We start from the raw sequence: 26689 nt of genomic DNA, 5'->3' as shown, positions 1-26689 counted from the left end.
ATTCAATGCAACACTGTTATCCCGGTTTTACTCTCATCCAAAGATATCCAGAAATTATCAACTGCTTCTGTTCAAATGGATGCAGTCAACAATGACTGCTTCCGTAAAATTCGCATGTGTTTTTCCTGGGCAGGGCTCGCAATCGATAGGCATGATGAAGGGTTATGCTGATTTCCCCATCGTGCGCGAAACCTTTGCCGAGGCATCTTCTGTGCTCGGGCAGGATTTTTGGACGATGGTCAATGATGGTTCGACCGATGAGCTTAATCTGACTGTCAATACTCAACCGCTGATGCTGATGGCCGGCATTGCGGTATATCGCGCCTGGCAAAGCCTAGGAGATGTGAACCCAGTACTCATGGCGGGCCATAGCCTGGGAGAATATACCGCCTTGGTGGCGTCGGGCGCGCTGGCTTTTTCAGATGCGCTATCATTGGTACGCTTTCGAGCCGAGGTAATGCAACAGGCAGTACCGGAAGGTGTCGGCGCCATGGCGGCAATTCTCGGGCTTGACGATGAGGTAGTGAAAGCGCTTTGCGACGAAATCACAAATTCTTCCGACGGAGAATTGCTGGAGCCAGCGAATTTTAATTCGCCTGGCCAGATAGTGATTGCCGGTCACAAGAATGCAGTGATGCGCGGGATGGAACTGGCCAGGTCGAAAGGCGCGAAGCGGGCGCTGATGTTGCCTGTGAGCATACCTTCGCATTGTTCCCTCATGAGCCAGGCGGCCGGCAGACTGCAACAGCGGTTGGAATCGCTGATGCTTAGGGCGCCAGAAACGCCACTGTTGCACAATGCTGACGTGCAGCGGCACGAAAATCCTGAAGGCATAAAAAGCATTCTGATACGGCAATTATGCAGCCCGGTGCGCTGGACCGAAATCGTTCGCTCTTTTGCTTCCGTCGGCGTTACCCATGTGGTGGAGTGTGGGCCGGGAAAAGTGCTGTCGGGGCTTACCAAACGTATAGATGCGAATTTGCAGAGCCTGGCACTGGCGGACAGCGTAGCGCTTCGCCATGCTGCCGACATATTATTGTAGGTTGCTGTACTATTGATGAGCCTGGCGGCTTTTATAGCGCAGAGCTTATCCTTGTTGATCTTGACTGGGTGTACTGGAGAATAATGCTGCAAAATCAGATCGCGTTCGTAACCGGCGCCAGCCGCGGTATCGGTCGGGCCATTGCGCTTGAGTTGGCCAGGCAAAATGCCACCCTGATAGGCACTGCCACTACCGAGGGCGGCGCCCAAATCATTAGCGGCTACCTCAAGGAAGCGGGCCTCAAGGGTGTCGGCATGACATTGAACGTAAACGATACTGTTCAGATTGAGAGCGTCCTTAAAGCCGTACAAGAGGAATTTGGCGATATCGCAATCCTGGTGAATAATGCCGGCGTCACCCGCGATAATTTGCTTCTTCGAATGAAAGATGAGGAATGGGATGAAATCATGGAAACTGATCTCAAATCAGTATTCCGTTTGAGCCGCGCAGTGCTGAGAGCCATGATGAAGGCCCGTTATGGGCGCATAATCAATATCTCCTCAGTGGTAGGCTCTACCGGCAATATGGGGCAGGCTAATTATGCCGCTGCCAAAGCCGGTATAGCCGGTTTCAGTAAATCTTTAGCGCGTGAAGTGGGTAGCCGCAACATCACTGTCAATTGTATTGCACCGGGTTTCATAGAGACTGACATGACACGTTCTCTTACTGAAAAACAACAGCAACTTCTGCTCCAGCAAGTCCCCCTGGGCAGATTGGGGCGTCCGGAAGAGATCGCCTCGGCAGTCGCTTTTATTGCGTCGCCGGGCGCAGCGTATATTACCGGCGCAACACTTCATGTGAATGGCGGAATGTATATGGATTAATAGTGCATCCTCAATTTTTTGCCATTCAACCAGTAAATTACCGGGAAAACCCCTTTATGGGTCAGGTTGATTACTTTTGAGCTTCAAAGCGTTCAGATTTTATTAATACCAAAAACTTGCTAGAATGACGGCGTTTTTCTTACCGGAAGAGGTATTTAGATGGAAAATGTAGAGCAGCGTATAAAAAAAATAGTGGCCGAGCAGTTAGGAGTGAATGAGGCCGACGTCAAGAGTGAATCTTCTTTTGTGGATGACCTGGGTGCCGATTCGCTTGACACCGTAGAGCTGGTCATGGCACTGGAAGAAGAATTCGAATGCGAAATCCCTGATGAACAGGCAGAGAAAATCAATACTGTTCAGCAGGCTATCGACTACATCAATTCCCACAGCAATTAATTTTTGCTTCAAGCACATCCCATATCGGAGCCACCTTGTCCAAGCGTAGGGTAGTTATCACCGGACTGGGCATGATTTCGCCTGTCGGTAACACCGTCTCAGATGCGTGGACTAACGTTCTCGCTGGAAAATCCGGCATTACACGAATTACTCGTTTTGATGCTTCCACATTTGCCTCTCAGATAGCCGGAGAAGTAAAGGATTTTGACGTTACGGAATATCTTTCCGCCAAAGATGCGCGTCGTATGGATATCTTCATCCACTACGGCATGGCGGCAGCCATCCAGGCGGTCCGGGACGCAGGTATTGACGATATAGCCAATACCTCTCTCGATGCCGAGCGCGTTGGCGTCAATATTGGCTCCGGCATCGGCGGTTTACCGATGATCGAGGCCACGCATGATGTTTTTCACGCTGGCGGTCCGCGCAAGATATCTCCATTTTTCATACCCAGCACCATCATTAATATGATTGCGGGTAACTTGTCCATTATGTTTGGCTTCAAGGGACCGAATCTCGCCATTGTCACTGCCTGTACCACCGCTACCCACTGCATCGGCGACTCAGCCCGGTTGATCGAGTATGGAGATGTGGATGTGATGGTGGCAGGCGGTGCCGAGTCATGTGTAACGCCACTTGCCATTGGCGGTTTTGCCTCGGCGCGGGCGCTGTCGACCCGCAACGACGATCCTGTTACCGCCAGTCGGCCATGGGACAAGGGTCGGGACGGTTTTGTCCTGGGGGAAGGCGCCGGGATTCTGGTTCTGGAAGAGCTGGAGCATGCCAAACGTCGCGGCGCGAAAATTTACGCTGAGCTAGCCGGCTTTGGCATGAGCGCGGACGCCTATCATATGACAGCACCTTCGGAAGATGGAGAAGGTGCTGCGCGCTGTATGAATAATGCGCTCAGAAATGCGGGGATGAATTCCACTGAAGTGGACTATATCAACGCGCACGGCACCTCGACGCCGTTGGGCGATATAGCGGAGACTGTCGCGGTGAAGCGCTGCTTTGGCGAACACGCGAAAAAGCTTGTGGTGAACTCTACAAAATCGATGACTGGGCACCTGCTCGGGGCTGCTGGCGGGATTGAAGCCATATTCAGTGCCCTGGCCTTATATCATCAGGTGGCTCCGCCCACTATTAATATTTTTGATCAGGATCCCCAGTGCGATCTGGATTACGTTCCCAATACCGCTCGGAAAATGGAAATTAACGCTGCCATGTCAAACTCGTTTGGCTTTGGCGGCACAAATGGCACACTTGTTTTCCGTAAAACCTGATTTTCGGTTAAGGTAATGATAAACGAGGCCCACTATAAAAGTGAGCCGGATCGTGCAGGCGGAGTAATGCCTTTCGAGGGACGTGCCATTCCGGGGGAAACACGAACTCCCTATCTTGCTTCGGGATATCTCGTGCAGCGCCAAGGAGCTTTCTTCGGCCTCAAACTGGCAACGCCGTCCGCGAGCCACATATCTTCGAGTTGCGGTAAAATAGTTCATCCACTACGTCATACTTGTGGCTGACCCTTCACGCATTGTGATCATCCCGATTTTGCCAGTCGAGCTGCCAACCGAGCGCTTCACAGACTTATTCAGAGGTTCTTTTGCGTACGCTAAAACGCTTGATCTTTCTTGCCTTTGCTGGGGTCTTGCTGTTCGCTGGATGGCTCGCTTACCAACTTAATATTCCCGTTCAGCCCCCTACGGTTCCTTACGAATTTTCCATCAAGCCGGGCAGCAGTTTAAAAAGTGTCGCAAAGCAATTAGCCGACGCTGGCATTTTGCCGGATATGTGGTCCTTTGTCCTGCTATCGCGGGTAATGGGGGCTGCGTCATCGGTCAAGGCGGGTGATTATGAGATTGGTGCAAGTATCTCGCCGCTGCAACTGCTTGAACGCATCACCAGCGGTGACATCAATCAGACCGAGATCAGATTCATAGAAGGCTGGACTTTTTCCCAGCTCAGGCAGACGCTGGATGAGCACCCGGCGCTTCGGCACGACACTGCTGGTTTGACCAGCGGCGAAATCCTGCAACTGATCGGCGCAACCGAAACCGCCGCAGAAGGATTGTTTTTTCCCGATACCTATTTTTTTGCACGTGGCAGCAGTGACGTGGCGATATTAAAACGTGCCTATCATGTGATGCAGAATCATGTCGCCACCGCATGGGCTGAGCGCGCGGCAGATCTTCCGCTGGCAAGCCCCTACCAAGCTTTGATCCTGGCTTCAATCGTCGAAAAAGAAACCGGAAAGGAAAGCGACCGCGTCCTGGTAGCCGCTGTCTTCCTCAACCGGTTGCGATTAAACATGTTATTGCAAACTGATCCCACCGTTATTTATGGTCTTGGCGACAAGTTTGATGGCAATCTCCGAAAAAAAGACCTTTTAACTGATCAGGAATACAATACTTATACACGCCGCGGCTTGCCGCCGACGCCCATTGCTTTGCCGGGGCTCGCCTCCATTCAGGCTGCGCTCAATCCCGCCCGGACCAATGCGCTCTATTTTGTCGCCAAAGGGAAGGGAGAATCGCACTTCTCCAATGATTTGGCGGAGCATAACCGCGCCGTATCAAGATATCAGAAGCAATAGCGCCAAAACTCGCTCTTATTCATAATGCATTTAATCCATAATAAAAAATACGGCCGAATTAACGCTGATCGATCTACGGCTTGCCTGGACTCCAGCCAATGATTTCCTCCATTACCAAAAGTAAATTGACATTACCGTCTTCAAAAGTAGAATGGCGAGTTATCAATAAACAACAAAATGGGGCCCGGGTTGCATTGGTTCAACCAAGGCTGAACATTGAAAATCCGTAGTCCTCTCCAACTACGCCTCCAAATCAATTAAATTCGATCAGGAAGATTAATGAGTCATACATTATATGAAGCATCCGTTTTGCGCATCCAACGCTGTGAATTAGCTGTTCCCGGTTCAAACCCGGGCATGTTTGAGAAGGCGTTGAAAAGTGGTGCAGATTTCATCTTCCTCGATCTTGAAGACGCAGTTGCCCCCGACGACAAGTTGACCGCGCGTAAAAACGTTATCGAAGCGCTCAATGATCTGGACTGGAAAGCGCATGGCATTACCGTCTCTGTGCGCATAAATGGCCTGGACACGCAATTCATGGTGCGCGACGTGGTTGATCTGGTCGAGCAAGCAGGCGACAAGGTGGATACCATATTAATTCCGAAGGTGGGGGTTTATTCTGATGTCTATATGGTTGAAGCCATGCTGAACCAGCTGGAAATGCAACAAGGGCTAAAAAACAGAATTGGTATTGAAGCGTTGATCGAAACCGCTTTAGGAATGGCAAACGTAGAAGACATCGCCCGAAACGGAGCGGCGGGCCGCCTTGAAGCGCTACATTTTGGGGTAGCTGATTATGCTGCCAGTAATCGCGCCAGAACAACAAATATTGGGGGACTCAATCCGGACTATCCGGGTGATCAATGGCATGCCGCCATCAGCCGCATGACCGTTGCGTGCCGTGCCTTCGGGTTGCGCCCTATCGACGGCCCGTTTGGCGATATTAAAGATCCGGATGGCTTCAAATTGGCGGCGAGAAGAGCCGCAGCATTAGGCTGTGAGGGTAAATGGGCTATCCATCCGTCTCAAGTCGCGCTCGCCAACGATGTATTTACGCCGCCTGCCGCAGAAATCGAAAAAGCACAACTTATCCTGGTTGCCTTGAAAGAGGCGGCCGCTCAAGGTAAAGGCGCAGCTGCATTGGATGGCCGGCTCATCGATGCCGCTTCGGCGAGAATGGCCAACAACGTGGTAAGAATGGCAGAGGCGATGCGCGCCAAAGGCGTGTAATGCACTTTTCGAGGCCGCGATTAGCGGCCTTTTCTTTGCTGGTTGTTGACTTATCGGAATGGGTTATGGAATTGCAGGAAGCCATTTCTATTGAAACAGTTAGCTGCTCGGAGCCCTATCTATGCATGGCAGGTTTGTCCATCTTGACGGAGCATAGAAAGGCTGGCGCCTGTGAAGCCCGAATCTGCTTCGGCTGAGGGTTCCTGCCTTCAAAAACGATCAATTCCGCACCGGGACCCGTTAGGACGGGCATGGTTCTCATTGATTGACGTGGTCTGTTCTGCTACAGCCTCATGAGATAACCGGATAAGACTATTTGATAATAAAATAAGGTGATGCATCTTGGATATACACGAGTATCAGGCGAAAGAGATTCTGACGAAATATGGCGTCAAGATCGCGGAAGGCGGTCTGGCTTACAGCCCCGATGAAAGTGTACAGCGGGCTAGAGAAATTGACGGAAATGTTTGGGTAGTAAAAGCACAGATTCATTCAGGAGCGCGCGGTAAAGCCGGCGGTATCAAGATCTGCAAGACGCATGATGAAGTTAAAGCGGCTGCGGAAGAATTATTGGGAAAATATTTGATAACGCATCAAACCGGGCCGATGGGTAAAATTTGCTCAAGGGTTTACGTTGAAGCAGGGACGCAAATTGCCAAAGAAATCTATCTTTGCTTTTTGATTGACCGGAGTTCGGAGCGGGTCGTCATGATAGGTTCTGCCCGAGGCGGAATGGAAATCGAGGAGTTGGCTGAAACAGATCCTGATGCCATAAAAAAAGTTTACATTGAACCCTCTGTCGGTCTCCTGGATTTTCAAGCGCGGGAGATGGCTTTTGCGCTAGGGTTGGAAGCTACGCAATTAACCCATGCTGTCAAAACGATAAAGGGTTGCTATCGCGCGTTACGCGACCTCGATGCGAATATGCTGGAAATCAACCCCCTGGTTGTTACGGGCAGCGGCGAACTCATCGCATTGGATGCAAAAATGAGTTTTGATGACAATGCCTTGTTTCGACGTCATGAAGTTGCTGAGTTGCGCGATAAAACTCAGGGGGACCCACGGGAAATGGCAGCTGGCGATCAAGGACTGAGTTATATCGGCCTGGATGGCGACATCGGTTGCGTGATTAACGGCGCCGGTCTGGCTATGGCCACCATGGATATGATTCAACTGGCTGGCGGAGATCCCGCAAATTTTCTTGACGTTGGCGGTGGCGCATCTGCTGAGCGTACAGAAAAGGCGTTTCGTCTGGTATTGGCCGATAAAGGGGTTAAGGCAATATTGGTCAATATATTTGCCGGGATCAACCGTTGTGACTGGATCGCGGAAGGCGTCGTGCATGCCGTGAACAATATCGGTATCAAGGTCCCGCTGGTTGTACGTTTATCAGGCACAAATGTTGAGGAAGGTCAACGCATCATTGCTGAAAGCGGTCTTCCCATTATCACGGCAAAAACGTTGGCGGAAGCGGCGGATAAAGTTGTCCAGGCCCGTAATGAGGTAGTTGCAGAAGAATGCAAAGGAATGTAAATGGCTATTTTAATTGACGAAAACACGCGCATCATAATCCAGGGTTTCACTGGTAAAACCGGTACCTTTCATGCGCAGGATATGATCAACTACGGTTCAAACGTGGTGGGAGGCGTAACCCCCGGCAAGGGCGGACAGCAACACCTGGGTCTGCCCGTCTTCAATACGGTAAAAGAAGCTGTGGAACAAGTCGAAGCGGATGCCACTATCGTATTTGTGCCGCCCGCGTTTGCAGCGGACTCGATCATGGAAGCGGCGGATGCCGGTATCAGATATTGTGCGGCCATTACTGACGGGATTCCCACACAGGATATGATGACCGTCAAGAACTTTTTGCGACGTTTTTCTATCAAAGATAGAATGGTGCTCACGGGCCCTAATTGTGCCGGCACGATCAGCCCAGGCCGGGCAATGCTGGGAATCATGCCGGGGCACATCTATAAGAAAGGAAATGTCGGGGTTATTGGCCGCTCTGGAACGCTGGGTTATGAAGCAGCAGACCAGATGAGGATTCTGGGTATCGGCATATCCACTTCGGTAGGTATTGGCGGGGATCCGATCATAGGCAGTTCCCATCGTGATATCCTGGAAAAGTTCGAAGAAGATCCTGAAACGGAAATAGTCGTCATGATTGGCGAAATCGGAGGGCCGCAGGAAGTTCAAGCCGGTATTTTTGCCAGAGATCATATGAGCAAGCCGGTAATTGCCTATATCGCAGGCTTAACCGCACCGGAAGGTCGTCGCATGGGGCATGCCGGCGCGATTATTTCGTCTCCGGGCGAAAGTGCGGCGGAAAAGGTTGCTATGCTGAGGGATCTTGGTGTCACGATCTGTCCGACACCTTCTGCCATTGGTGAAACCGTTGCAGCGGTATTGTCCAGAATGTAACTTCTATGTAACTTCTACGCAGATCATGGTTTTGCCAGATGTGATTGAGAGTGAGGTTTAAAAATGGCAATCTGGATAACGGCGCTAAAAATCATTCCATGGGGAAGCGTGCTGGAATCCGCACCTCATATTGTCAAAGCGGCGAAACAGGTTTTTTCCGCGGCAAAGTCCGACTCGAGTGGTTTTGCGGACGCATCAAGCTCGCCAGTCGGCGACGGGTCGGTTAATCCGGATAAGCTGGATAAGCGGGTTCGTCTGTTAGAGGCAAAAATCATTGAATTGAGCAATGAACAGAGAGCGTCCGCTGAGCTGATCAAATCACTTGCTGAACAGAATGCACTTGTCGTTGAGGCTATCGAAGTTTTTCGGATCCGGGTAAAGATCCTGCTGATCGCATGTATTTCATTGGTTGGCGTGCTGGCCGGTGTCGTATTCTGGCTTGCGACGAAATAATATCCGGATATTGAGCGTTTCCTCTAAATCTGCATTTTTTTCTCCTGTGTTTTTTTCAACTTTGTATTACATACCTCCCGCAGCCACCCCATCTATTTTTCTACGCTTTTTTTGGAATGGCAGGCCCGGACAGATTATTTGTACCGGCGCGGACAATTTATTTGTTCGCTATACTACCCTCAACTACCCTCAATTTTCTTGACATGAAGTAGTTGTACGTTTAGGCTACGCGGTGTTTTAGGGAGGCCTTGGGGATAGCCCTGGGGGTTTTACAGAAAAGACAGATATCGGACTAGGGAGAGGCCCTGATTGCCTGGCGATCCGGGTTTCGAGTCTGGATATCGGACACAACAAATCAACACGGAGTAAGGAGAGAAAAATGGTTGTCAAACCTTGGCTGAAGCTGGTCACGCTCGCATGCGGCGCCTTATTGGCGGCGTCTGCGTACGCGGACTTTCCCAGCGTCCCCAAAGAAACGTACAAAGCGCTGAACCTGCAGCAATCGGCCTCACCGAAAGAATTGCACCAGGCGCTGGTCAAGCGCTACAAAGACCCGGCACAAGGTGCGGGCCGTGGCACCCTGGCCAAATACTGGGAGCCCATTCCCATGAGCATGTACTTTGACCCTGCCTCCTTCTACAAGCCGCCCACCTCCATGAAAGAAGTGGCTGCGCGCGACGAATGCGTCAAATGCCACACCGACGAATCGCCGGTCTGGGTCAACGCCTGGAAAAAGAGCACCCACGCCAACCTGGACAAGATCCGCAACTTAAAGCCTGACGACCCCATTTACTACAAGAAAGCCAAACTGGAAGACGTCGAGAAGAACCTTCGCTCCATGAACCGGCTCGGCGCCACCGAAAAGCTCAAGGAAGTTGGTTGCATCGACTGCCACGTCGACATCAACGCCAAAGGCAAAGCCGACCACATGAAAGACCTGCGCATGCCCACCGCAGACGTCTGCGGCACCTGCCACCTGCAGGAATTTGCCGAACGCGAATCCGAGCGCGACACCTTGATCTGGCCCAACAAGCAATGGCCGCAGGGACGCCCCTCGCACGCCCTTGACTGGAAAGCCAACGTCGAAGTCGCCGTATTTGCCGCCATGCCCCAGCGCGAGATTGCCGAAGGCTGCAGCATGTGCCACACCAACCAGAACAAATGCGACATGTGCCACACCCGGCACGAATTCTCCGCGGCCGAATCGCGTCAGCCCGAAGCGTGCGCCACCTGCCACAGCGGCGTAGACCACAACAACTGGGAAGCCTACTCCATGAGCAAGCACGGCAAGATCGTGTCCCTCATGGGCGACAAATGGAACTGGGAAGTCCCCCTGAAGGACGCCTACGCCAAAGGCGGACAGACCGCCCCCACCTGTGCCGGCTGCCACTTCGAGTATGAAGGCAAATACGCCCACAACGTCGTCAGAAAGATACGCTGGGCCAACTACCCCGCCGTTCCCGGCATAGCCGAGAACATCACCAGCGAATGGTCCGAAGAGCGGCTTGACTCCTGGGTCAAGACCTGCACCCAGTGCCACTCCGAACGCTTCGCCCGCTCCTACCTCGAATTCATGGACAAAGGCACCCTGCATGGCCTGGCCAAATTCAAGGAAGCCCACGGCGTAGCCGAGAAACTCTACAAGGATGGCCTGCTCACCGGCCAGAAGACCAACCGTCCCGCCCCCCTGGCACCCGACAAAGAAATGTTTGCCGGCTTCACCCAGCTCTACTGGTCCAAGGACAACAACCCTGCCGCCATCGAGCTCAAAGTCCTGGAAATGGGTGAGAACAACCTGCCCAAACTGCACGTAGGCTTAGCCCACGTCAACCCGGGCGGCTGGACCTACACCGAAGGCTGGGGACCCATGAACCGCGACTACGTCGAAGTCATGGACGAAAACACCAAGATTCGCGAAATGGCCGCCTTGCAGGCACGGGTCGCCAAAATGGAATCCAGCCGACGCTCCAGCCTGCTTGACATCCAGAGCACCGATGACAAGCTCTCCCTGGGCGGCCTGGGCGGCGGCATGCTCCTGGCCGGCACCCTGGCTCTGGCTGGCTGGCGCCGCCGTGAAAAAAGCGAACGCTAACATTTGAGCACCTCAACTTCAACCCGCGCCCCCGTGGCGCGGCGTAACACCAAACTCCTCCCCTCACTGGGCATCCTCCTGGTGGCGGGAGGAATTCTTTTACTCCTCTGGTTTGGCTGGCTCTGGTTCAACCCCGGCCCCGCCCCCTATCGCTACCAGCTCGTCACCGAAGGCGGCATCGACCAGTTTCCGCAACTGGGCCTGCCGGCAGACATCGACCCCGCCCTCAAGCTGGCCCAATACGAAGTCTATGCCGAAGGCGTCGACCAGCCCCTGGCACTCACCCACACCGCCAGGCTGGGCGACCACCCACCCGTGCGGCTCGACTGGGAAAACCACACCAGCGAACTGCTCGTCACCGTCGACAACAAACTCAGCGAACTTGCCGCCCTGTCTGTTGCCATCGCCAAGCATGCGCCCAAGGACGCGCTCATCCTCGCCTGGTGGGACACCTCGCGCCAGGTCAACCTCCTGGCCGGACGCGACACCCTGTTCACCACCCGCATCGGCGAACCCCTGATCGTCCCCACCCCGTGGCTTGAGCGCACCGACGCCATCAAACGCTACGAGAGCGAATTCTGGGGCGCGCCCGCCGGCGAACAGGAACGCGCCACCTTCCAGCGCTTCGCCGACGCCCTCCTGGCCCCGCCCGAGACCGGCGCCGCCCTGCTGCGCGAACTGGCAGGCAACCGCGAAGCCTACATTGCCATCCACGTCAACGACCTCTACAAACTGGGGCTCATGCGCCCCCAGTTTGACATCACCTACAAGAACTTCCCCATGGAAGGCAACATGCACGGCCTGATCGGCTACCTCAAGACCTGGATGCAGAGCAACCAGTTCGACACCTACACCCTGCAATCCATTTCCGACAAAATGGTGCGCGCCTACTTCCTGCACAAAGGCCCCAACAGCGAGAGCCTCATCGCCCAGATGCTGCCCTTCACCGAATCCCAGCCCCTGGAACTGCAAGCCCTCCAGCTCATCTACCAGCAAGGCGGCTACTGGGTCTACAAGATCCCCGCCCCCGGCGACGGCGCAAGCGGCGCCGACCTCCCCGAAGGCACCTGATTCCGGCGATATAACGCAGACACAGCGCAGACACCGCGACAGATACAAGCGAGCAGACCCCAGACCCGAAGACCCACCAGACCACCGCCCCGGCCCACCCGCCTGCGGCGGGCTGGCGGTACCAGTGGTACCAGAAAGAGTCATGGTACTGGTGCTACCCGTTTACAGAAACCGGAGATACAGTATGGGCAAAATCCGGAATCCGGTAGTAGACCGCGCATTTATCGCTTAAGCGTTATAATACAAAGGATTTTACGTTTCCCGTGCGCTTCGCTTTCAGGGGCACGCTGCAAGCGTCGGATTCAGGATAAAAAAAGTTTTAATAACACCCGGATAATTTTGTCTCGCCAGAAAAAAAGGAGAAACCATGAGCCATCGCATGACATTAGTCCTCGCCGCAGCCGCCATGCTGGCGGTAGTTGCAGGCAGTGCTACCGCGCAATCGTATGAAGGCCGCAAGAAGTGCAGTTCCTGTCACAAGAGCCAGGCCGAATCGTGGGGCGACACCGCGCACGCCAAAGCCATGGACTCCCTGAAGCCCAACACCAAAGCCGAGGCCAAGAAGAAGGCCAAGCTCGACCCGACCAAGGACTACACCAAGGACAAGGACTGCGTAGGCTGTCACGTCGACGGTTGGGGCAAGGAAGGCGGCTACACCGTCGAAGACCCGAGCAAGTTCACCACCGGCGTGGGCTGCGAATCGTGCCATGGTCCCGGCTCCAAGTATCGCGGCACCCACCGCAAGGCCGGTGCTGCCTTCGAGAAATCGAAGAAGACCGCCCCGCGCCAGACCTTGGCCGATGCCGGACAGGACTTCAGCTTTGAAGAAAGCTGCAACGCCTGCCACATGAACTACGAAGGCAGCCCGTGGAAGGGCGCCAAGAAGCCCTACACCCCCTTCACCCCCGCGGTGGACAAGAAGTACACCTTCGACTTTGACAAGTACGTCAAGGACACCAAGGCCATGCACGAGCACTACAAACTGGACGGCACCTTCACTGGCGAGCCGAAGTTCAAGTACCATGACGACTTCCAGGCCAAGGCCAAAGTGGGTGTGAAAGGTTCGGAGGACTGATGGCGGGAATGAAAGCAGGCGGCACCCTGCTCACAGGTGCCGTACTGGGAATCGTGATGGTGGCGGTGGTATTCGGCGGCGAGGCCGCCGTCTCCACCACCGAATTCTGCACCAGTTGCCATTCCATGAGTTATCCCGCGGAGGAGCTCAAGACCTCCTCGCACTATGGTGCGCTGGGGGCCAACCCCGGCTGCAAGGACTGCCATATCCCGCAGGGCTTCAAGAACTTCCACCTGGCGGTGGCCACCCACGTGGTGGATGGGGCGCGCGAGCTGTACATGGAGTTTGCCGAGGATTACTCCACCCTGGAGAAGTTCAACGAGCGCCGGTTGATCATGGCGCACGATGCGCGCATGAACCTGAAGAAGTGGGACAGCCGCACCTGTCGTGAATGCCACAAGAATCCGCAACCGCCCGGTGCCGATGCCAAGGCTGCGCACAAGAAGATGGAGACCGAAGGGGCGACCTGCATCGACTGCCATCAGAACCTGGTGCACAAGGAGGCCCCCGAGACCGACTTGAACGAGAGCAAGAAACAGGGCAAACTGGTCCTCAAACCCGAAAAGAAGGATGATGACGAGGAGGATGAGGAGGAGTGAGTCGGATCATTCCGGCTACAGCACCTGGCACACCTCATCCATTCACCCGAACCGCTGTTTCCCGCGTCCGCGCGAGGGAGCAGCGGTTTTACTTGCATCAAGCAATAGTGCCGGTTTCCCAGACAGAATTCGATGAAAGAGCCCGATTGGATTTCCGGGCTGGATGGTGATAACGCTCAGTGACAAATGAGCTGACAAACAGCTGAAAAATGAGCGGTCAATCCACTACCGGATTCAGGTTGAAAGGGTGGAAAGGATTGCCGACTCCTTCTGGCACTGTTCCGATGTGTCACGAAACTGTAATATACCCATCGTAATATGTAGCCCTGCCCAAGGACCGCCCCTTTTAAAATGCAGTTGCCTGCGACAGCACACCCTCCCGACGAAATCACCCATCCCAAAAGACTCGGGTATAGCTATCGCCGTCATCTGGGCGAGCGTTTTATTGAAGCGCTACTGTTTCTGATGGCATTTGTTTCGGTTGCGATTACCGTTGCCATCGTGGTGATGCTGGTAAAGGAATCATTTGTATTTTTTGAACACGTCCCGCTTTGGGAATTTCTGACCGATACCCAATGGACGCCACTGTTTGATGATGCACATTACGGCATCCTCCCGCTCATATCCGGTACGGTGGTAAGTTCCGGCGTGGCGCTCCTGGTTGCCATACCCCTGGGCACTATCACCGCCATATATCTTTCCGAATTTGCACCTTTTGCCGTGCGTGAAGTTGCCAAGCCATTTCTCGAGTTGCTGGGCGGTGTTCCAACGGTCGTGTATGGTTATTTCGCATTACTATTCGTAACGCCCCTGCTACAGAAGATTTTCCCGGATTTGCCTGGTTTCAGTCTTCTTTCCGCCGGATTGGTGATGGGCATCATGATTATCCCCTATGTAAGCTCCATGGCTGAAGATGCCATGCGTTCCGTGCCCATGCATTTGCGGGAAGGCTCCTACGCGATGGGGGCCACGAAGTTCCAGACGGCGATAAGGGTGGTGATGCCTGCCGCGTTTTCGGGTATAGCCGCTGCTTATATACTTGGTATCTCCCGTGCTGTGGGTGAAACGATGGTGGTGGCGATAGCTGCCGGCATGCAACCCAATCTCACCTGGAATCCAATGGAACCCGCAGCTACCATTACCGCCTACATCGTACAGGTCAGCCTGGGTGACCTGCCTCACGGCAGCATTGGCTATCAAACTATTTTTGCCGCTGGTCTTACATTGCTGCTATTGACATTGGCGTTCAATATCATCGGGCATGTTCTGCGTAAGCGTTATCGCGAAGTGTATTAAAATCAGCGCGATTGCTGATCCTATTGCTATCTGACAAAATGACTTTTCCCTACCTTTCCGGCTGTTCAGTCTCTGGGCTTTCTGATGAGCACGCTTCGTTCTTTCCTGGAATCCCTGGATGAGAGGCGATAAAGATCTGAGCGAGATCCGCACGATCATTGCACGCCATAAGCTGTGGGATTTGATTTTCATGATTGTCGGTGTGTTGGCACTGATGATTGCGGTACTTACATTCATGGCGTTATTCGCTCATATGCTTATTGAGGGAATGCCGCGTTTGTCATGGGATTTTTTTACTTCTTTCCCATCCCGCCGCCCCGGGTCGGCGGGTATACTTTCCGCCTGGGTCGGCACCATTCTGGTCATGCTGGTGACCGCGATGGCGGCCGTGCCGATGGGTATCGGCGCTGGAATTTATCTGGAAGAGTATGCGTCCAAAAATATTATTACCGAGATCATCGAAATCAACGTTACCAACCTCGCCGGCGTTCCGTCCATTATTTACGGGCTGCTGGCATTAAGTCTGTTTGTACATCAATTCGGGTTTGGCCAAAGCATTCTTTCAGCTGGCCTCGCGTTGGCGTTATTGATCTTGCCGGTAGTCATCGTGGCGACGCGGGAGGCCATACGCGCCATTCCACTGGTCATTCGGGAGGGCGCTTATGCTCTCGGGGCGACCAAATGGCAGACTGTGTCTGATCATTTGCTTCCTTATTCCGCTGCCGGTATTTTAACTGGTGTTATTATCGGTCTGGCTCGTGCAATTGGGGAAACCGCGCCGATCATCACCATTGGGGCGCTGACTTTTATCGCATTTTTGCCGCCATCTCCCATTAAAGATGAATTCCCTTTTCTATCTTTCGATTGGCTGATGGCCCCGTTCACGGTGATGCCCATCCAGATGTTCAATTGGGTCTCCCGGCCTGAAGAAGAGTTTCAGGCCAATGCGGCAGCCGCGGGGCTGGTACTGGTGGTGATGACCCTTGCCATGAATGCAATAGCCATCTATCTGCGCTATCGCATGCGCAAAAACCTAAAATGGTAGAAAATTCAGCGGTCGAGCATCTCGGATTGGATGCCGCGCCTGTTCGGTACAAGTCTGAAGTCAGAAACCTGAGTTTTTATTATGGCGCATTCTCTGCGCTTAAAAACATTAACATGGTGTTGCATGAAAAACAGGTAACCGCATTGATCGGCCCATCGGGATGCGGTAAATCCACCTTTCTGCGCTGTTTCAACCGTATGCACGATCTCTACCCCGGCAATCGTTATGTGGGCGATATTATTCTGCATCCGGACAACGTCAATATTCTTTCACGTAGCGTGGATCCGATTGAAGTACGGATGCGCATCAGCATGGTATTTCAGAAACCCAATCCGTTTCCCAAATCCATCTACGAGAATGTTGCGTATGGCTTGCGTGTGCGAGGTGTCCGGCAGCGTGCCATACTGGACGAGAAGGTTGAAGAAGCGTTGCGCGGCGCCGCGCTTTGGGGCGAAGTAAAAGATCGTTTGAATCAGCTTGCCTACAACCTTTCGGGCGGCCAGCAGCAACGCTTGTGTATTGCCCGGGCACTTGCAACGGATCCCGAAATCCTGCTATTCGACGAGCCCACCTCCGCACTTGACCCAATTGCCACAGCCAACATAGAAGAGCTCATTGCCGATCTGAAGGATAAGGTTACGATCCTTATCGTGACGCACAATATGCAGCAGGCGGCACGCGTATCGGATTACACCGCTTATATGTATTTGGGCGAGCTTATCGAGTTCGACGTTACTGACACGATTTTCATCAAACCAAAAAACAAGCAGACGGAAGATTACATTACGGGACGTTTCGGATAGATCGGGAATGGGTCTATCAGTCGCTTTTGCCGTATGACCGATAACTGCAGCCTCGCGCACCTATGAACAGCCGCCATGGTGCGCCCTCATTTTATTCTTTCTGCCTCATCCGTGCCGTTTTCGCAAATTTCTTGCTTTTGTACCCTGTGATATTGTTCGCCTCGTGATTGACCCCGTATGCATTCACGGGTAACATTCGCAGCTTTCCAGTTCAAAGGCGGGTTCCTATGGCTATGCGTTCAAAGTTGGTTGTGGGTAACTGGAAAATGCATGGTGGGACGGCGCAGAACCGGGATTTGCTGAATGCGGTGATCGCTGGAACCGAAGGGATGAACGGGACCAGTTTGGCCGTGTGTGTGCCTTATCCTTATCTGTCTCAGGCACAATCGATATTGCAGGCGACGCATGTTCGCTGGGGCGCCCAGAACGTGAGCCAATATGACAAGGGCGCTTACACAGGTGAAGTTTCAGCGGCTATGCTGATGGATTTCGGCTGCCGCTACGTAATCGTGGGTCACTCGGAACGGCGTGCCTTGTATGGTGAGGATAACCATACCGTGGCACTCAAGTTTCAGGCGGCTCAGTCGGTTGGCTTGACACCCGTTTTATGCATTGGCGAAACCCTTGATCAGCGTGAAGCTGCCATTACCGAGCAAGTCGTGGCGGAGCAACTGGATGCAATAATCGAATTGGTGGGTATTGATGCGCTTGCCAAGTCGGTACTGGCTTATGAGCCGGTATGGGCCATCGGTACAGGTAAAACGGCTACGCCGGAGCAGGCCCAGGAAGTACATGCGTTTATTCGCGGTAGAATTGCCGCCAATAATTCCGAAGTGGCCATTGGTCTACAGATTCTTTATGGCGGTAGCGCAAAGGCGAATAATGCCGCTGAGCTATTCGCCATGCCCGACATCGATGGTGGGTTGATCGGCGGCGCATCGCTTGTTGCCGACGAATTCATCGCCATCTGCGACGCGGCAAAAAATTAACTCATTTTGGAGTAGGTTTTGGAAACAATCATCTGGATACTGCACCTCTTGTCGGCTGTCAGCGTAATCGTGCTGGTTCTGCTGCAACACGGTAAGGGTGCCGATATGGGTGCTGCGTTTGGCAGCGGCTCATCAGGAAGTTTGTTTGGCGCCAGCGGTTCAGCAAATTTTCTCAGCAGGACAACCGGCGTGTTGGCAGCGGTTTTTTTTATTACCAGCCTCGGGCTTACCTATCTTTCCAGCCACAAGACCGAAACGGGTGGGGTCATGGATAAAGCGATCCCGACTCAATCAGTCAAGCCGGCGGAGGAGGCTCCGGTAAAGCCTTTGGATGAAGGGGTACCATCCAAGGCGATCGAAATCCCGGAATAGTTTTAATGATGAGCTAATTGAACAATTGGCTGAAATTGGGTTCTAATCAGGTTAGGCTTTAGATTAGAGCTCAAGCAGGCTGCCGACGTGGTGAAATTGGTAGACACGCCGTCTTGAGGGGGCGGTGGCGAAAGCTGTGCGAGTTCGAGTCTCGCCGTCGGCACCATCTGATGTAATAAGGCTGAGAATCAGGCCAGGCATATGAAGGCTACCTGTTCCGGTCCTAACTTTTGATTACACATGCTTGAAAATTACTTTCCCATTCTGCTATTTATTCTGATTGGCCTTGTTGTCGGCATTCTGGCGATGACGCTTGGCTGGTTGTTTGCGCCCAATCGTCCGGACAGCGAGAAACTGTCTCCCTATGAATGTGGCTTCGAAGCCTTTGAAGACGCCCGCATGAAATTCGACGTGCGTTATTATCTCGTGGCCATCCTGTTCATCCTGTTCGATCTGGAGATCGCATTCCTGTTTCCATGGGCAGTGGTATTGAATGAGATTGGTCTATTCGGTTTTATCGCAATGATGGTTTTTCTCGGCATTCTTGTTGTTGGCTTTATTTACGAATGGAACAAGGGTGCGTTGGAATGGGATTAGATGATGAGCGCTAACAACGGTGCGATGGAAAAGGGTTTTGTTACCACAAGCCTGGATTCGGTTATCAATTGGGGGCGTACCGGATCGATGTGGCCGATGACCTTCGGCCTTGCGTGCTGTGCGGTGGAAATGATGCAGGCCGGGGCCTCACGTTACGATCTCGACCGGTTCGGTATCGTATTCCGCCCAAGTCCCCGTCAATCGGACGTAATGATCGTTGCGGGCACGTTGTGCAATAAAATGGCGCCTGCACTGCGTAAAGTGTACGACCAAATGGCGGAACCCCGCTGGGTAATCTCCATGGGTTCCTGCGCCAACGGTGGTGGTTATTATCATTACTCCTACTCCGTCGTTCGCGGTTGCGACCGGATTGTGCCGGTCGATATTTATGTTCCCGGTTGCCCACCGACAGCGGAAGCCCTGCTCTACGGCATTATTCAGTTGCAGAATAAAATACACCGCACCAATACCATCGCGCGCTGAGTCATATATGTCGTCCTCTCGTTTGGAAACGCTCTCTTTTCGCCTCAAGGATGTGTTGGCCGATAAACTTGTCAGCGTCAGCGAGCGATTAGGCGAGCTCACCATTTCGGTGCGTCAAGCGGACTTGTTGTGGACGATGGAAACGCTGCGCGATCATCCCGAACTGGATTTTGAAATGCTCATTGATCTGTGTGGCATGGATTATTCAACCTATGGTGCGGAATTTGGCTCCACAAGCGAACGAATGAATAAACGGTTTGCTGCCGTCTATCACTTGCTTTCCATCAGGCATAACCACAGATTGAGGATCAGGATATTCGCCGATGACGATGAATTTCCGGTATTGGATTCGGTAATAAATATATGGCCATCGGTAAACTGGTTTGAGCGTGAGGCATTCGATCTGTACGGCATCGTTTTCACGGGTCATCCGGATTTGCGGCGTATTCTCACCGACTACGGTTTTATCGGCAGTCCGTTTCGCAAGGATTTTCCCCTGAGCGGAAATGTCGAGATGCGCTACGACCCCGACCAGCAACGCGTGATCTATCAGCCCGTCAGCATAGAGCCGCGCCAGATAGTACCGCGAGTCATCCGCGAAGAGCATTACGGAGAGAGCGAGTGAAGCATGGCTGAGATACGTAACTACACCATGAACTTCGGCCCCCAGCATCCCGCGGCGCATGGCGTGCTGCGCCTGGTGCTGGAGCTGGACGGCGAAGTCGTTCAACGGGCGGATCCGCATATCGGGCTTCTTCATCGCGCGACCGAAAAGCTGGCTGAGTACAAGACTTATATTCAATCGGTGCCGTACATGGATCGACTGGATTACGTCTCCATGATGTGCAATGAACACGCCTACGTGATGGCTATCGAGAAGCTGCTTCAACTCGAGGTGCCCGTGCGTGCGCAATATATTCGCGTGATGTTCGATGAAATTACCCGAATACTCAACCATCTTTTATGGCTGGGCGCCCATGCGCTGGACGTGGGTGCGATGACGGTGTTTCTCTATGCTTTCCGCGACCGGGAAGACCTGATGGATTGCTACGAGGCGGTTTCGGGGGCCAGGCTGCATGCGGCTTATTACCGTCCCGGTGGCGTCTATCGAGATCTTCCGGAATCCATGGCGCAGTACAAGGCATCGAAAATCCATGACGAAAAAAGCACCAGGGTGCTCAATGAAAATCGTAGCGGTTCGTTGCTGGATTTTATCGAAGACTTTACCAACCGGTTTCCTACCTATGTGGATGAGTATGAAACTTTGCTTACCGACAACCGGATCTGGAAGCAGCGACTCGTTGGAATTGGTGTAGTCTCGCCGGAGCGTGCCAAAGCGTTGGGCTTTACCGGTCCGATGCTGCGGGGTTCTGGTGTGGAATGGGATTTGCGGAAAAAACAGCCGTATGAAGTTTATGACCGCATGGATTTTGACATACCGGTAGGGGTCAACGGTGATTGCTATGATCGCTACCTGGTCCGAATCGAGGAATTCCGCCAGTCCAACCGCATCATCAAGCAATGTGTCGATTGGCTGCGCAAGAACCCGGGCCCGGTAATAACCGATAACCATAAGGTTGCGCCGCCCGCCCGCGTTGAAATGAAACAGAATATGGAAGAATTGATCCATCATTTCAAGCTTTTTACCGAGGGCTTCCACGTGCCGCCGGGCGAAACCTACGCGGCGATCGAGCATCCTAAAGGTGAATTCGGTATTTATCTGGTTTCGGATGGCGCCAATATGCCTTATCGCCTGAAAATCCGCGCACCGGGCTTTGCCCATCTGGCAGCGCTGGATGAAATGGCGCGCGAGCATATGATCGCCGACGTTGTAGCAATCATCGGGACGCAGGACATTGTGTTTGGCGAAATAGACAGATGACATCACAGACAGTTAAACAGTTATCAAGATGTTAAGCGCCGAGTCCATAAAAAAAATCGACCACGAGCTTACCAAGTATCCCTCCGATCAAAAACAGTCGGCGGTGATGTCGGCGCTTGCCATCGCCCAGGATGAGAAAGGGTGGCTTGCTACCGAAACGATGGATTTTGTCGCCCGTTATCTTGGAATGCCGCCGATTGCGGTATATGAAGTGGCGACGTTTTACAACATGTACAATTTGCAGCCGCTGGGAAAATGCAAGATCACCATTTGCACGAATCTTCCTTGCGCTCTGTCCGGTGCCAATGAAGCGGTAGCGCATATCCAGAAAAAACTGGGCATTGGTTTCAATGAAACGAGTATCGACGGAAAATTCACGCTGAAAGAAGGCGAATGTATGGGGGCGTGCGGGGATGCGCCCGTACTGCTGGTCAATAACAAACGCATGTGCAGTTTCATGTCCGACGATATGATCGATCAATTGCTGGAGGAGTTGAGCAAATGACCCAGACTACGCAGATACTGCTGGCCGGGGTGAATCCATCCGATCCTGACAACTGGCGACTCCGGAGCTATGAGCAGCGCGAGGGTTATGCCGCGCTGAGAAAAATTCTGAAGGAAAAGATACCGCCTGAAAAAGTCATCGAGGAAGTCAAGAAATCGGCCTTGCGCGGCCGCGGCGGTGCGGGTTTTCCGACCGGACTGAAATGGAGCTTCATGCCCAAGCAGTACGAGGGCGACAAGTACCTGGTGTGCAATTCGGATGAAGGTGAACCGGGCACCTTCAAGGACCGCGACATCATGCGTCACAACCCGCACATCCTGATCGAAGGCATGATGATCGGTGCCTATGCGATGGGCATCAAGACCGGCTACAACTATATCCATGGCGAAATATGGGACACCTACGAGCGCATGGAAGAGGCGGTGGATGAAGCGCGAGAGGCAGGATTGCTGGGGAATAATATTCTCGGTTCCGATTTCAGTTTCCAGTTATACAACCATCATGGTTACGGCGCTTATATCTGCGGCGAGGAAACGGCGCTGCTGGAGTCTTTGGAGGGCAAGAAAGGCCAGCCGCGCTTCAAGCCGCCATTTCCTGCAAGCTTCGGCCTCTATGGCAAACCCACCACCATCAACAACACCGAGACATTTGCCTCGGTGCCCTGGATTATTCGCAACGGGGGCGAAAAGTTTTTACAGCTGGGTAAGCCCAACAACGGCGGCACCAAGATTTTCTCCGTTTCCGGCCATGTCAACAAGCCGGGCAATTACGAGGTGCCTATGGGTACGCCATTTGCAACATTGCTGGAGATGGCGGGCGGCATGCGGGGCGGGCGGAAGCTGAAGGGTTGTATTCCCGGTGGCTCATCCATGCCGGTGTTGCCGGGCGATATCATGATGCAGACGGACATGGATTATGACTCCATTGCCAAGGCAGGGTCCATGCTGGGCTCGGGTGCGGTCATCATCATGGATGACACGACCTGCATGGTGAAGGCGCTGGAACGGCTGTCATACTTCTATTTTGAAGAATCCTGCGGCCAATGCACGCCTTGCCGGGAAGGCACTGGCTGGCTCTATCGTGTTGTGCATCGTATCGAAACCGGCAAGGGGCGGATGGAGGATCTCGATCTGCTCAATAATGTTGCCGATAATATCCAGGGACGCACCATTTGCGCATTGGGTGATGCCGCCGCCATGCCGGTGCGAGCCATGATTCAGCATTTTCGCGACGAGTTTGCCTACCATATCGAGCACAAGAAATGTCTGGTATAGCCCGGTTGGGGAATGGCATGGATGAAGGCAATGAGCTCATCTTTCTGCGTCTACTCGTTAAGCCGAGCGGAGTATTTATCCCATGATCAATTTCGAAATCGACGGTAAACCGGTATCCGTGCCCAAGAATGGCACCGTCATGGACGGCGCCAATCAGCTGGGTATATATATTCCTCATTTCTGCTATCACAAGAAGCTTTCCATTGCCGCCAATTGCCGCATGTGCCTGGTGCAAGTGGAGAAAGCGCCCAAGCCCTTGCCCGCCTGTGCGACTCCTGCGATGGAAGGCATGAAGGTTTCAACCCACTCCGGACAGGCGGTGACAGCGCAAAAAGGCGTGATGGAGTTCCTGCTCATCAATCATCCGCTGGATTGCCCCATTTGCGATCAGGGCGGTGAATGCCAATTGCAAGACCTGGCGGTGGGCTATGGCGCGAGTTCGTCACGCTACACGGAGGCCAAGCGGGTAGTAGCGAATAAAAATCTGGGTCCGCTGATTTCCACCGATATGACCCGCTGTATCCATTGCACCCGTTGCGTACGCTTCGGCCAGGAAATTGCAGGCATCATGGAGTTGGGCATGGCCGGCCGCGGCGAACACGCCGAGATCCTGTCGTTTGTGGGAAGCACGGTGGACTCGGAGTTGTCGGGCAACATGATCGATCTTTGCCCGGTAGGGGCGCTCGTCAGTAAGCCCTTCCGCTATTCCGCACGCACCTGGGAGTTGTCTCGCAGGAAATCCGTGAGTCCGCACTGCGGCCTCGGTTCCAACCTGGTGGTCCAGGTGAAACAGAACCGTGTGATGCGGGTATTGCCGCGTGAAAATGAGGCAATCAACGAGTGTTGGCTATCGGATAAAGATCGTTTCTCCTATGAGGGATTAAACTCGGAAGAGCGTCTACGCAAGCCGATGATAAGGCGCGGCGACCATTGGCAGGAATGTGACTGGCAAACCGCGCTTGAATTCGCGGCCAATGGGTTGAAAGCCGCAAAAGAAAAATATGGAGCGCAGAGTATCGGTGCGCTGGGTTCTCCTTACAGCACGCTGGAGGAACTCTACCTGCTTCAGAAGCTGGCTAGAGGACTGGGTAGCGGAAACGTGGATCACCGTCTGCGCCAATCCGATTTTCGTGCGGATCGTTCGCAAGGGATTCCCTGGCTCGGGATGAGCATCGCGGAAGTTTCCCAGCTGAAGTCGGCGCTTATCATTGGAAGCACCCTGCGCAAGGATCACCCGTTACTCGCGCAGCGTTTGCGCCAATCGGTAAAGCAGGGCGCGCAATTGAATCTGATCAATCCGGTGGACGATAATCTGTTTACCAGCATAGCGAATCGCGCTATCGTCGCGCCCGCTGCAATGGCAGCGATGCTGGCGCAGGTCCTGAAAGCCGCCGCCGAGTCGACCGGAAAGAAAATTCCTGTCGAGGTAGAAAATGCGCTGGCGGCAATCAGCGTCAGCGATACCGCGCGTGCGATGGCTGCAAGCCTCATCAATAACAAGCCCGCGTCAATATTCCTCGGCAACCTGGCTCAACATCATCCGCAATATACGGATATTCATACGCTGGCACAGCATCTCGCGCAAATTACCGACGCGCGATTCGGTGTATTAGGCGAGGCCGCCAACAGTGTCGGCGCTTATATTGCCGGCGCAATTCCGGCCAGTGATGCGACGGCAGGGTCCGTTGACACTCAATCGGGAATGGAAAACCTGAATGCTTCGCAAATGCTGGGGATGAGCGTTGGCGGTCCTGCAGCCATCAAGGCCGAACCGTGCCGGGCTTATATCCTGATGAACCTGGAACCGGAGCTGGATAGCTACGACCCTCGGCAAGCGGTGAAAACACTGGAAGCGGCGGAGCTAGTTGTGATGATAACCGCATACAAAAGCCATGCCATCCTTCAGGGGAAGTATGCCGATGTATTGCTTCCCGGCGCGCCGTTCACTGAAACGTCGGGTACGTTCATCAATATCGAGGGCCGCGTGCAAAGCTTTAATGGCGTTGTAGCGCCGCTCGGGGAAACGCGTCCAGCCTGGAAGATCTTGCGGGTGTTGGGCAATATGCTGGAGGTCGATGGTTTTGATTATGAAACGCCCGAGCAAGTGCGTGCGGAGATCCTGCCTGGCTCAAGCGACGTCAGCACTCGTTTGGATAATCATCTGAAGAGTTTTTCCCTGTATGACATTGGGTCGCTAGGCGAATCGACCGGCGGCGGAATACAGCGTATCGGAGAGGTACCGATATACCAGGCCGATCCCATCGTGCGGCGTGCCGAGTCGCTGCAGCGCACGCGCGACGCAGCCGCACCGGTGGCATGGATGCGGGGTGATCTCATGGGCAGGCTTGGCATACAAGACGGAGACAATGTCAGGCTGAGACAGGGAGAAGGCGAGCTCGAGCTGCCTGCAGCCCGGGACGATAAATTGCCTGCCAATTGCGTGCGCCTGGCTTCCGCTCATCCTCTGACTGCAGCGTTAGGCGGCATGTTCGGCGAAATCGTGGTGGAAAAATTGTGATGGAAGAAATCAGGGTAATTTGATGGAATACGCACAACAATTATTCGGGAATTTTTTCGGTCCGGAGTGGGGCCCAGCCTTGTACGTCGTGGCGAAGGACGTGCTGTTGATTTTCGCCATCGTGCTGCCATTGATGCTCGCCGTCGCTTACCTTACTTTCGCCGAGCGCAAGATCATCGCCTTCATGCAGATGCGTGTCGGCCCCAACCGGGTGACATTCTTTGGCATTCCCTGGCTGGGCGGCTGGGCACAGCCCATTGCTGACGCGGTTAAGGCGGTGATGAAGGAAATCATCATTCCCAGCGGTGCAAACAAGGTTCTGTTTGTGCTCGCGCCGGTGTTGACATTCGCACCTGCATTGGCAGCCTGGGCGGTAGTGCCATTTTCTCCGGAAGTGGTGTTGGCGGACATCAATGCAGGGTTGCTTTATATTCTGGCCATGACTTCCATGGGCGTTTATGGAGTTATCATTGCGGGTTGGGCATCCAACTCCAAATATGCGTTCCTCGGCGCGATGCGCTCCGCGGCGCAGGTAGTATCGTATGAGCTGGCAATGGGTTTTGCATTGGTCTGTGTGTTGATGATGTCGCAGAGCCTGAATCTCGGGGACATCGTCATGGGTCAGCAGGGTGGCAGTTTACTTAATTGGTACTTCATTCCCTTGTTTCCCATGTTTCTGGTGTATTTTATTTCCGGTGTCGCGGAAACCAATCGCGCACCTTTCGATGTGGCCGAGGGTGAGTCTGAAATTGTAGCCGGGTTCCACGTCGAGTATTCCGGCATGGCTTTCACCGTATTTTTTCTGGCGGAATACTCCAATATGATTCTGGTGGCTACCCTCGCCGCTATCATATTTTTGGGTGGCTGGCTGCCGCCGGTCAATATTGCGCCATTTACGCTGATTCCCGGCTTCATATGGCTCATATTGAAAATAGGATCTTTATTGTTTTGTTTTCTCTGGTTCCGCGCCACGTTTCCTCGCTACCGCTATGATCAGATTATGCGCCTGGGCTGGAAAGTGTTCATTCCGATCACGCTTGTCTGGATACTGGTGATCGGTTTGGTGATGCAATTTCCGCCGTCGATCCGGAATGCGTTTCCCCTTAATTTGTGGTTCCACTGAGAG

General features: G+C 53.5%; 26 protein-coding genes and 1 tRNA gene. All 27 read left to right on the top strand.

Going from position 1 to position 26689, the window contains the following annotated elements; all coding sequences use genetic code 11:
- The first annotated feature begins 91 nt into the window (after positions 1-91).
- The 27 genes from fabD to nuoH all read left to right on the top strand — a co-directional run bounded on the left by fabD (position 92) and on the right by nuoH (position 26686).
- Positions 92-1042, top strand: a complete 951-nt coding sequence (gene fabD / locus F822_RS03100) for an ACP S-malonyltransferase (protein ID WP_025040566.1) — start codon at positions 92-94, stop codon at positions 1040-1042.
- Positions 1043-1125: 83 nt separating this feature from the next.
- Complete coding sequence (gene fabG, locus F822_RS03095) at positions 1126-1866, top strand: 3-oxoacyl-ACP reductase FabG (protein ID WP_197272878.1); 741 nt, start codon at positions 1126-1128, stop codon at positions 1864-1866.
- Between the two features lie 159 nt (positions 1867-2025).
- Entirely contained in the window at positions 2026-2262 is a 237-nt protein-coding gene (gene acpP / locus F822_RS03090; protein ID WP_011380423.1) for an acyl carrier protein, read from the top strand.
- Positions 2263-2297: 35 nt separating this feature from the next.
- Entirely contained in the window at positions 2298-3545 is a 1248-nt protein-coding gene (gene fabF, locus F822_RS03085; RefSeq protein WP_025040564.1) for a beta-ketoacyl-ACP synthase II, read from the top strand.
- A gap of 323 nt (positions 3546-3868) precedes the next feature.
- On the top strand, positions 3869-4858 hold the full coding sequence (mltG, locus tag F822_RS03080) for an endolytic transglycosylase MltG (RefSeq protein ID WP_025040563.1): 990 nt from the start codon (positions 3869-3871) through the stop codon (positions 4856-4858).
- 279 nt (positions 4859-5137) lie between these two features.
- Positions 5138-6088: an HpcH/HpaI aldolase/citrate lyase family protein gene (locus F822_RS03075; RefSeq protein ID WP_025040562.1), complete on the top strand. Its 951-nt coding sequence runs from the start codon at positions 5138-5140 to the stop codon at positions 6086-6088.
- 342 nt (positions 6089-6430) lie between these two features.
- The gene (locus F822_RS03070; protein ID WP_025040561.1) at positions 6431-7621 is read left to right on the top strand and encodes a malate--CoA ligase subunit beta; all 1191 of its coding nucleotides are present in this window, start codon (positions 6431-6433) and stop codon (positions 7619-7621) included.
- Positions 7622-8509, top strand: a complete 888-nt coding sequence (gene sucD, locus F822_RS03065) for a succinate--CoA ligase subunit alpha (RefSeq protein ID WP_025040560.1) — start codon at positions 7622-7624, stop codon at positions 8507-8509.
- 63 nt (positions 8510-8572) lie between these two features.
- The gene (locus F822_RS03060; protein WP_025040559.1) at positions 8573-8962 is read left to right on the top strand and encodes a hypothetical protein; all 390 of its coding nucleotides are present in this window, start codon (positions 8573-8575) and stop codon (positions 8960-8962) included.
- A 379-nt stretch (positions 8963-9341) separates the two neighbouring features.
- Complete coding sequence (locus F822_RS03055) at positions 9342-11054, top strand: multiheme c-type cytochrome (protein ID WP_025042261.1); 1713 nt, start codon at positions 9342-9344, stop codon at positions 11052-11054.
- 33 nt (positions 11055-11087) lie between these two features.
- A complete protein-coding gene (haoB, locus tag F822_RS03050) occupies positions 11088-12125 on the top strand; it encodes a hydroxylamine oxidation protein HaoB (RefSeq protein WP_051536780.1) in 1038 nt (345 codons plus the stop codon).
- Positions 12126-12492: 367 nt separating this feature from the next.
- The gene (gene cycA / locus F822_RS03045) at positions 12493-13200 is read left to right on the top strand and encodes a cytochrome c-550 CycA (protein ID WP_025042259.1); all 708 of its coding nucleotides are present in this window, start codon (positions 12493-12495) and stop codon (positions 13198-13200) included.
- Positions 13200-13799: a NapC/NirT family cytochrome c gene (locus F822_RS03040; protein WP_053111332.1), complete on the top strand. Its 600-nt coding sequence runs from the start codon at positions 13200-13202 to the stop codon at positions 13797-13799. Before cycA ends, F822_RS03040 begins: the two co-directional genes overlap by 1 nt.
- Positions 13800-14150: 351 nt before the next feature.
- On the top strand, positions 14151-15095 hold the full coding sequence (pstC, locus tag F822_RS03035) for a phosphate ABC transporter permease subunit PstC (protein ID WP_025042032.1): 945 nt from the start codon (positions 14151-14153) through the stop codon (positions 15093-15095).
- Positions 15096-15213: 118 nt separating this feature from the next.
- Entirely contained in the window at positions 15214-16140 is a 927-nt protein-coding gene (pstA, locus tag F822_RS03030; RefSeq protein WP_025042031.1) for a phosphate ABC transporter permease PstA, read from the top strand.
- Positions 16134-16943 (top strand): phosphate ABC transporter ATP-binding protein PstB, encoded by an 810-nt coding sequence (gene pstB / locus F822_RS03025; RefSeq protein ID WP_025042030.1) that lies wholly within the window; start codon positions 16134-16136, stop codon positions 16941-16943. The genes pstA and pstB overlap by 7 nt, the downstream gene beginning before the upstream one ends.
- A gap of 233 nt (positions 16944-17176) precedes the next feature.
- Entirely contained in the window at positions 17177-17932 is a 756-nt protein-coding gene (gene tpiA / locus F822_RS03020) for a triose-phosphate isomerase (RefSeq protein WP_025042029.1), read from the top strand.
- A gap of 18 nt (positions 17933-17950) precedes the next feature.
- Positions 17951-18304, top strand: a complete 354-nt coding sequence (secG, locus tag F822_RS03015; RefSeq protein WP_025042028.1) for a preprotein translocase subunit SecG — start codon at positions 17951-17953, stop codon at positions 18302-18304.
- 81 nt (positions 18305-18385) lie between these two features.
- Positions 18386-18470, top strand: a tRNA-Leu gene (locus tag F822_RS03010).
- A 74-nt stretch (positions 18471-18544) separates the two neighbouring features.
- Entirely contained in the window at positions 18545-18901 is a 357-nt protein-coding gene (locus F822_RS03005) for an NADH-quinone oxidoreductase subunit A (RefSeq protein WP_025042027.1), read from the top strand.
- 3 nt (positions 18902-18904) lie between these two features.
- Complete coding sequence (locus tag F822_RS03000; RefSeq protein WP_025042026.1) at positions 18905-19384, top strand: NuoB/complex I 20 kDa subunit family protein; 480 nt, start codon at positions 18905-18907, stop codon at positions 19382-19384.
- A gap of 7 nt (positions 19385-19391) precedes the next feature.
- Positions 19392-20009 carry an NADH-quinone oxidoreductase subunit C gene (locus tag F822_RS02995; protein WP_025042025.1) on the top strand — a complete coding sequence of 206 codons (618 nt, stop codon included), beginning with the start codon at positions 19392-19394 and terminating at the stop codon, positions 20007-20009.
- 3 nt (positions 20010-20012) lie between these two features.
- Complete coding sequence (locus tag F822_RS02990; protein WP_025042024.1) at positions 20013-21266, top strand: NADH-quinone oxidoreductase subunit D; 1254 nt, start codon at positions 20013-20015, stop codon at positions 21264-21266.
- 28 nt (positions 21267-21294) lie between these two features.
- Positions 21295-21771 carry an NADH-quinone oxidoreductase subunit NuoE gene (nuoE, locus tag F822_RS02985; protein ID WP_025042023.1) on the top strand — a complete coding sequence of 159 codons (477 nt, stop codon included), beginning with the start codon at positions 21295-21297 and terminating at the stop codon, positions 21769-21771.
- Positions 21768-23045 (top strand): NADH-quinone oxidoreductase subunit NuoF, encoded by a 1278-nt coding sequence (nuoF, locus tag F822_RS02980; protein ID WP_025042022.1) that lies wholly within the window; start codon positions 21768-21770, stop codon positions 23043-23045. Before nuoE ends, nuoF begins: the two co-directional genes overlap by 4 nt.
- A gap of 82 nt (positions 23046-23127) precedes the next feature.
- Positions 23128-25563, top strand: coding sequence for an NADH-quinone oxidoreductase subunit NuoG (gene nuoG / locus F822_RS02975; RefSeq protein WP_025042021.1), 2436 nt, complete (start codon positions 23128-23130; stop codon positions 25561-25563).
- Positions 25564-25585: 22 nt separating this feature from the next.
- Entirely contained in the window at positions 25586-26686 is a 1101-nt protein-coding gene (nuoH, locus tag F822_RS02970; protein ID WP_025042020.1) for an NADH-quinone oxidoreductase subunit NuoH, read from the top strand.
- The last annotated feature ends 3 nt before the right edge of the window (positions 26687-26689 follow it).

This window comes from Nitrosospira briensis C-128 (assembly GCF_000619905.2).
GTDB classification, from domain to species: domain Bacteria; phylum Pseudomonadota; class Gammaproteobacteria; order Burkholderiales; family Nitrosomonadaceae; genus Nitrosospira; species Nitrosospira briensis.
This window is presented reverse-complemented; position numbering and strand designations above follow the sequence as displayed.

Excerpts from the sequence above, each read along its gene's own strand:
- fabD (WP_025040566.1), top strand. The coding sequence starts at position 92 with ATGACTGCTTCCGTAAAATTCGCATGTGTTTTTCCTGGGCAGGGCTCG.
- fabG (WP_197272878.1), top strand. The coding sequence starts at position 1,126 with ATGCTGCAAAATCAGATCGCGTTCGTAACCGGCGCCAGCCGCGGTATC.
- acpP (WP_011380423.1), top strand. The coding sequence starts at position 2,026 with ATGGAAAATGTAGAGCAGCGTATAAAAAAAATAGTGGCCGAGCAGTTA.
- F822_RS03075 (WP_025040562.1), top strand. The coding sequence starts at position 5,138 with ATGAGTCATACATTATATGAAGCATCCGTTTTGCGCATCCAACGCTGT.
- sucD (WP_025040560.1), top strand. The coding sequence starts at position 7,622 with ATGGCTATTTTAATTGACGAAAACACGCGCATCATAATCCAGGGTTTC.
- F822_RS03060 (WP_025040559.1), top strand. The coding sequence starts at position 8,573 with ATGGCAATCTGGATAACGGCGCTAAAAATCATTCCATGGGGAAGCGTG.
- F822_RS03055 (WP_025042261.1), top strand. The coding sequence starts at position 9,342 with ATGGTTGTCAAACCTTGGCTGAAGCTGGTCACGCTCGCATGCGGCGCC.
- cycA (WP_025042259.1), top strand. The coding sequence starts at position 12,493 with ATGAGCCATCGCATGACATTAGTCCTCGCCGCAGCCGCCATGCTGGCG.
- F822_RS03040 (WP_053111332.1), top strand. The coding sequence starts at position 13,200 with ATGGCGGGAATGAAAGCAGGCGGCACCCTGCTCACAGGTGCCGTACTG.
- pstC (WP_025042032.1), top strand. The coding sequence starts at position 14,151 with ATGCAGTTGCCTGCGACAGCACACCCTCCCGACGAAATCACCCATCCC.
- pstA (WP_025042031.1), top strand. The coding sequence starts at position 15,214 with ATGAGAGGCGATAAAGATCTGAGCGAGATCCGCACGATCATTGCACGC.
- pstB (WP_025042030.1), top strand. The coding sequence starts at position 16,134 with ATGGTAGAAAATTCAGCGGTCGAGCATCTCGGATTGGATGCCGCGCCT.
- tpiA (WP_025042029.1), top strand. The coding sequence starts at position 17,177 with ATGCGTTCAAAGTTGGTTGTGGGTAACTGGAAAATGCATGGTGGGACG.
- F822_RS03005 (WP_025042027.1), top strand. The coding sequence starts at position 18,545 with ATGCTTGAAAATTACTTTCCCATTCTGCTATTTATTCTGATTGGCCTT.
- F822_RS03000 (WP_025042026.1), top strand. The coding sequence starts at position 18,905 with ATGAGCGCTAACAACGGTGCGATGGAAAAGGGTTTTGTTACCACAAGC.
- F822_RS02995 (WP_025042025.1), top strand. The coding sequence starts at position 19,392 with ATGTCGTCCTCTCGTTTGGAAACGCTCTCTTTTCGCCTCAAGGATGTG.
- F822_RS02990 (WP_025042024.1), top strand. The coding sequence starts at position 20,013 with ATGGCTGAGATACGTAACTACACCATGAACTTCGGCCCCCAGCATCCC.
- nuoE (WP_025042023.1), top strand. The coding sequence starts at position 21,295 with ATGTTAAGCGCCGAGTCCATAAAAAAAATCGACCACGAGCTTACCAAG.
- nuoF (WP_025042022.1), top strand. The coding sequence starts at position 21,768 with ATGACCCAGACTACGCAGATACTGCTGGCCGGGGTGAATCCATCCGAT.
- nuoG (WP_025042021.1), top strand. The coding sequence starts at position 23,128 with ATGATCAATTTCGAAATCGACGGTAAACCGGTATCCGTGCCCAAGAAT.
- nuoH (WP_025042020.1), top strand. The coding sequence starts at position 25,586 with ATGGAATACGCACAACAATTATTCGGGAATTTTTTCGGTCCGGAGTGG.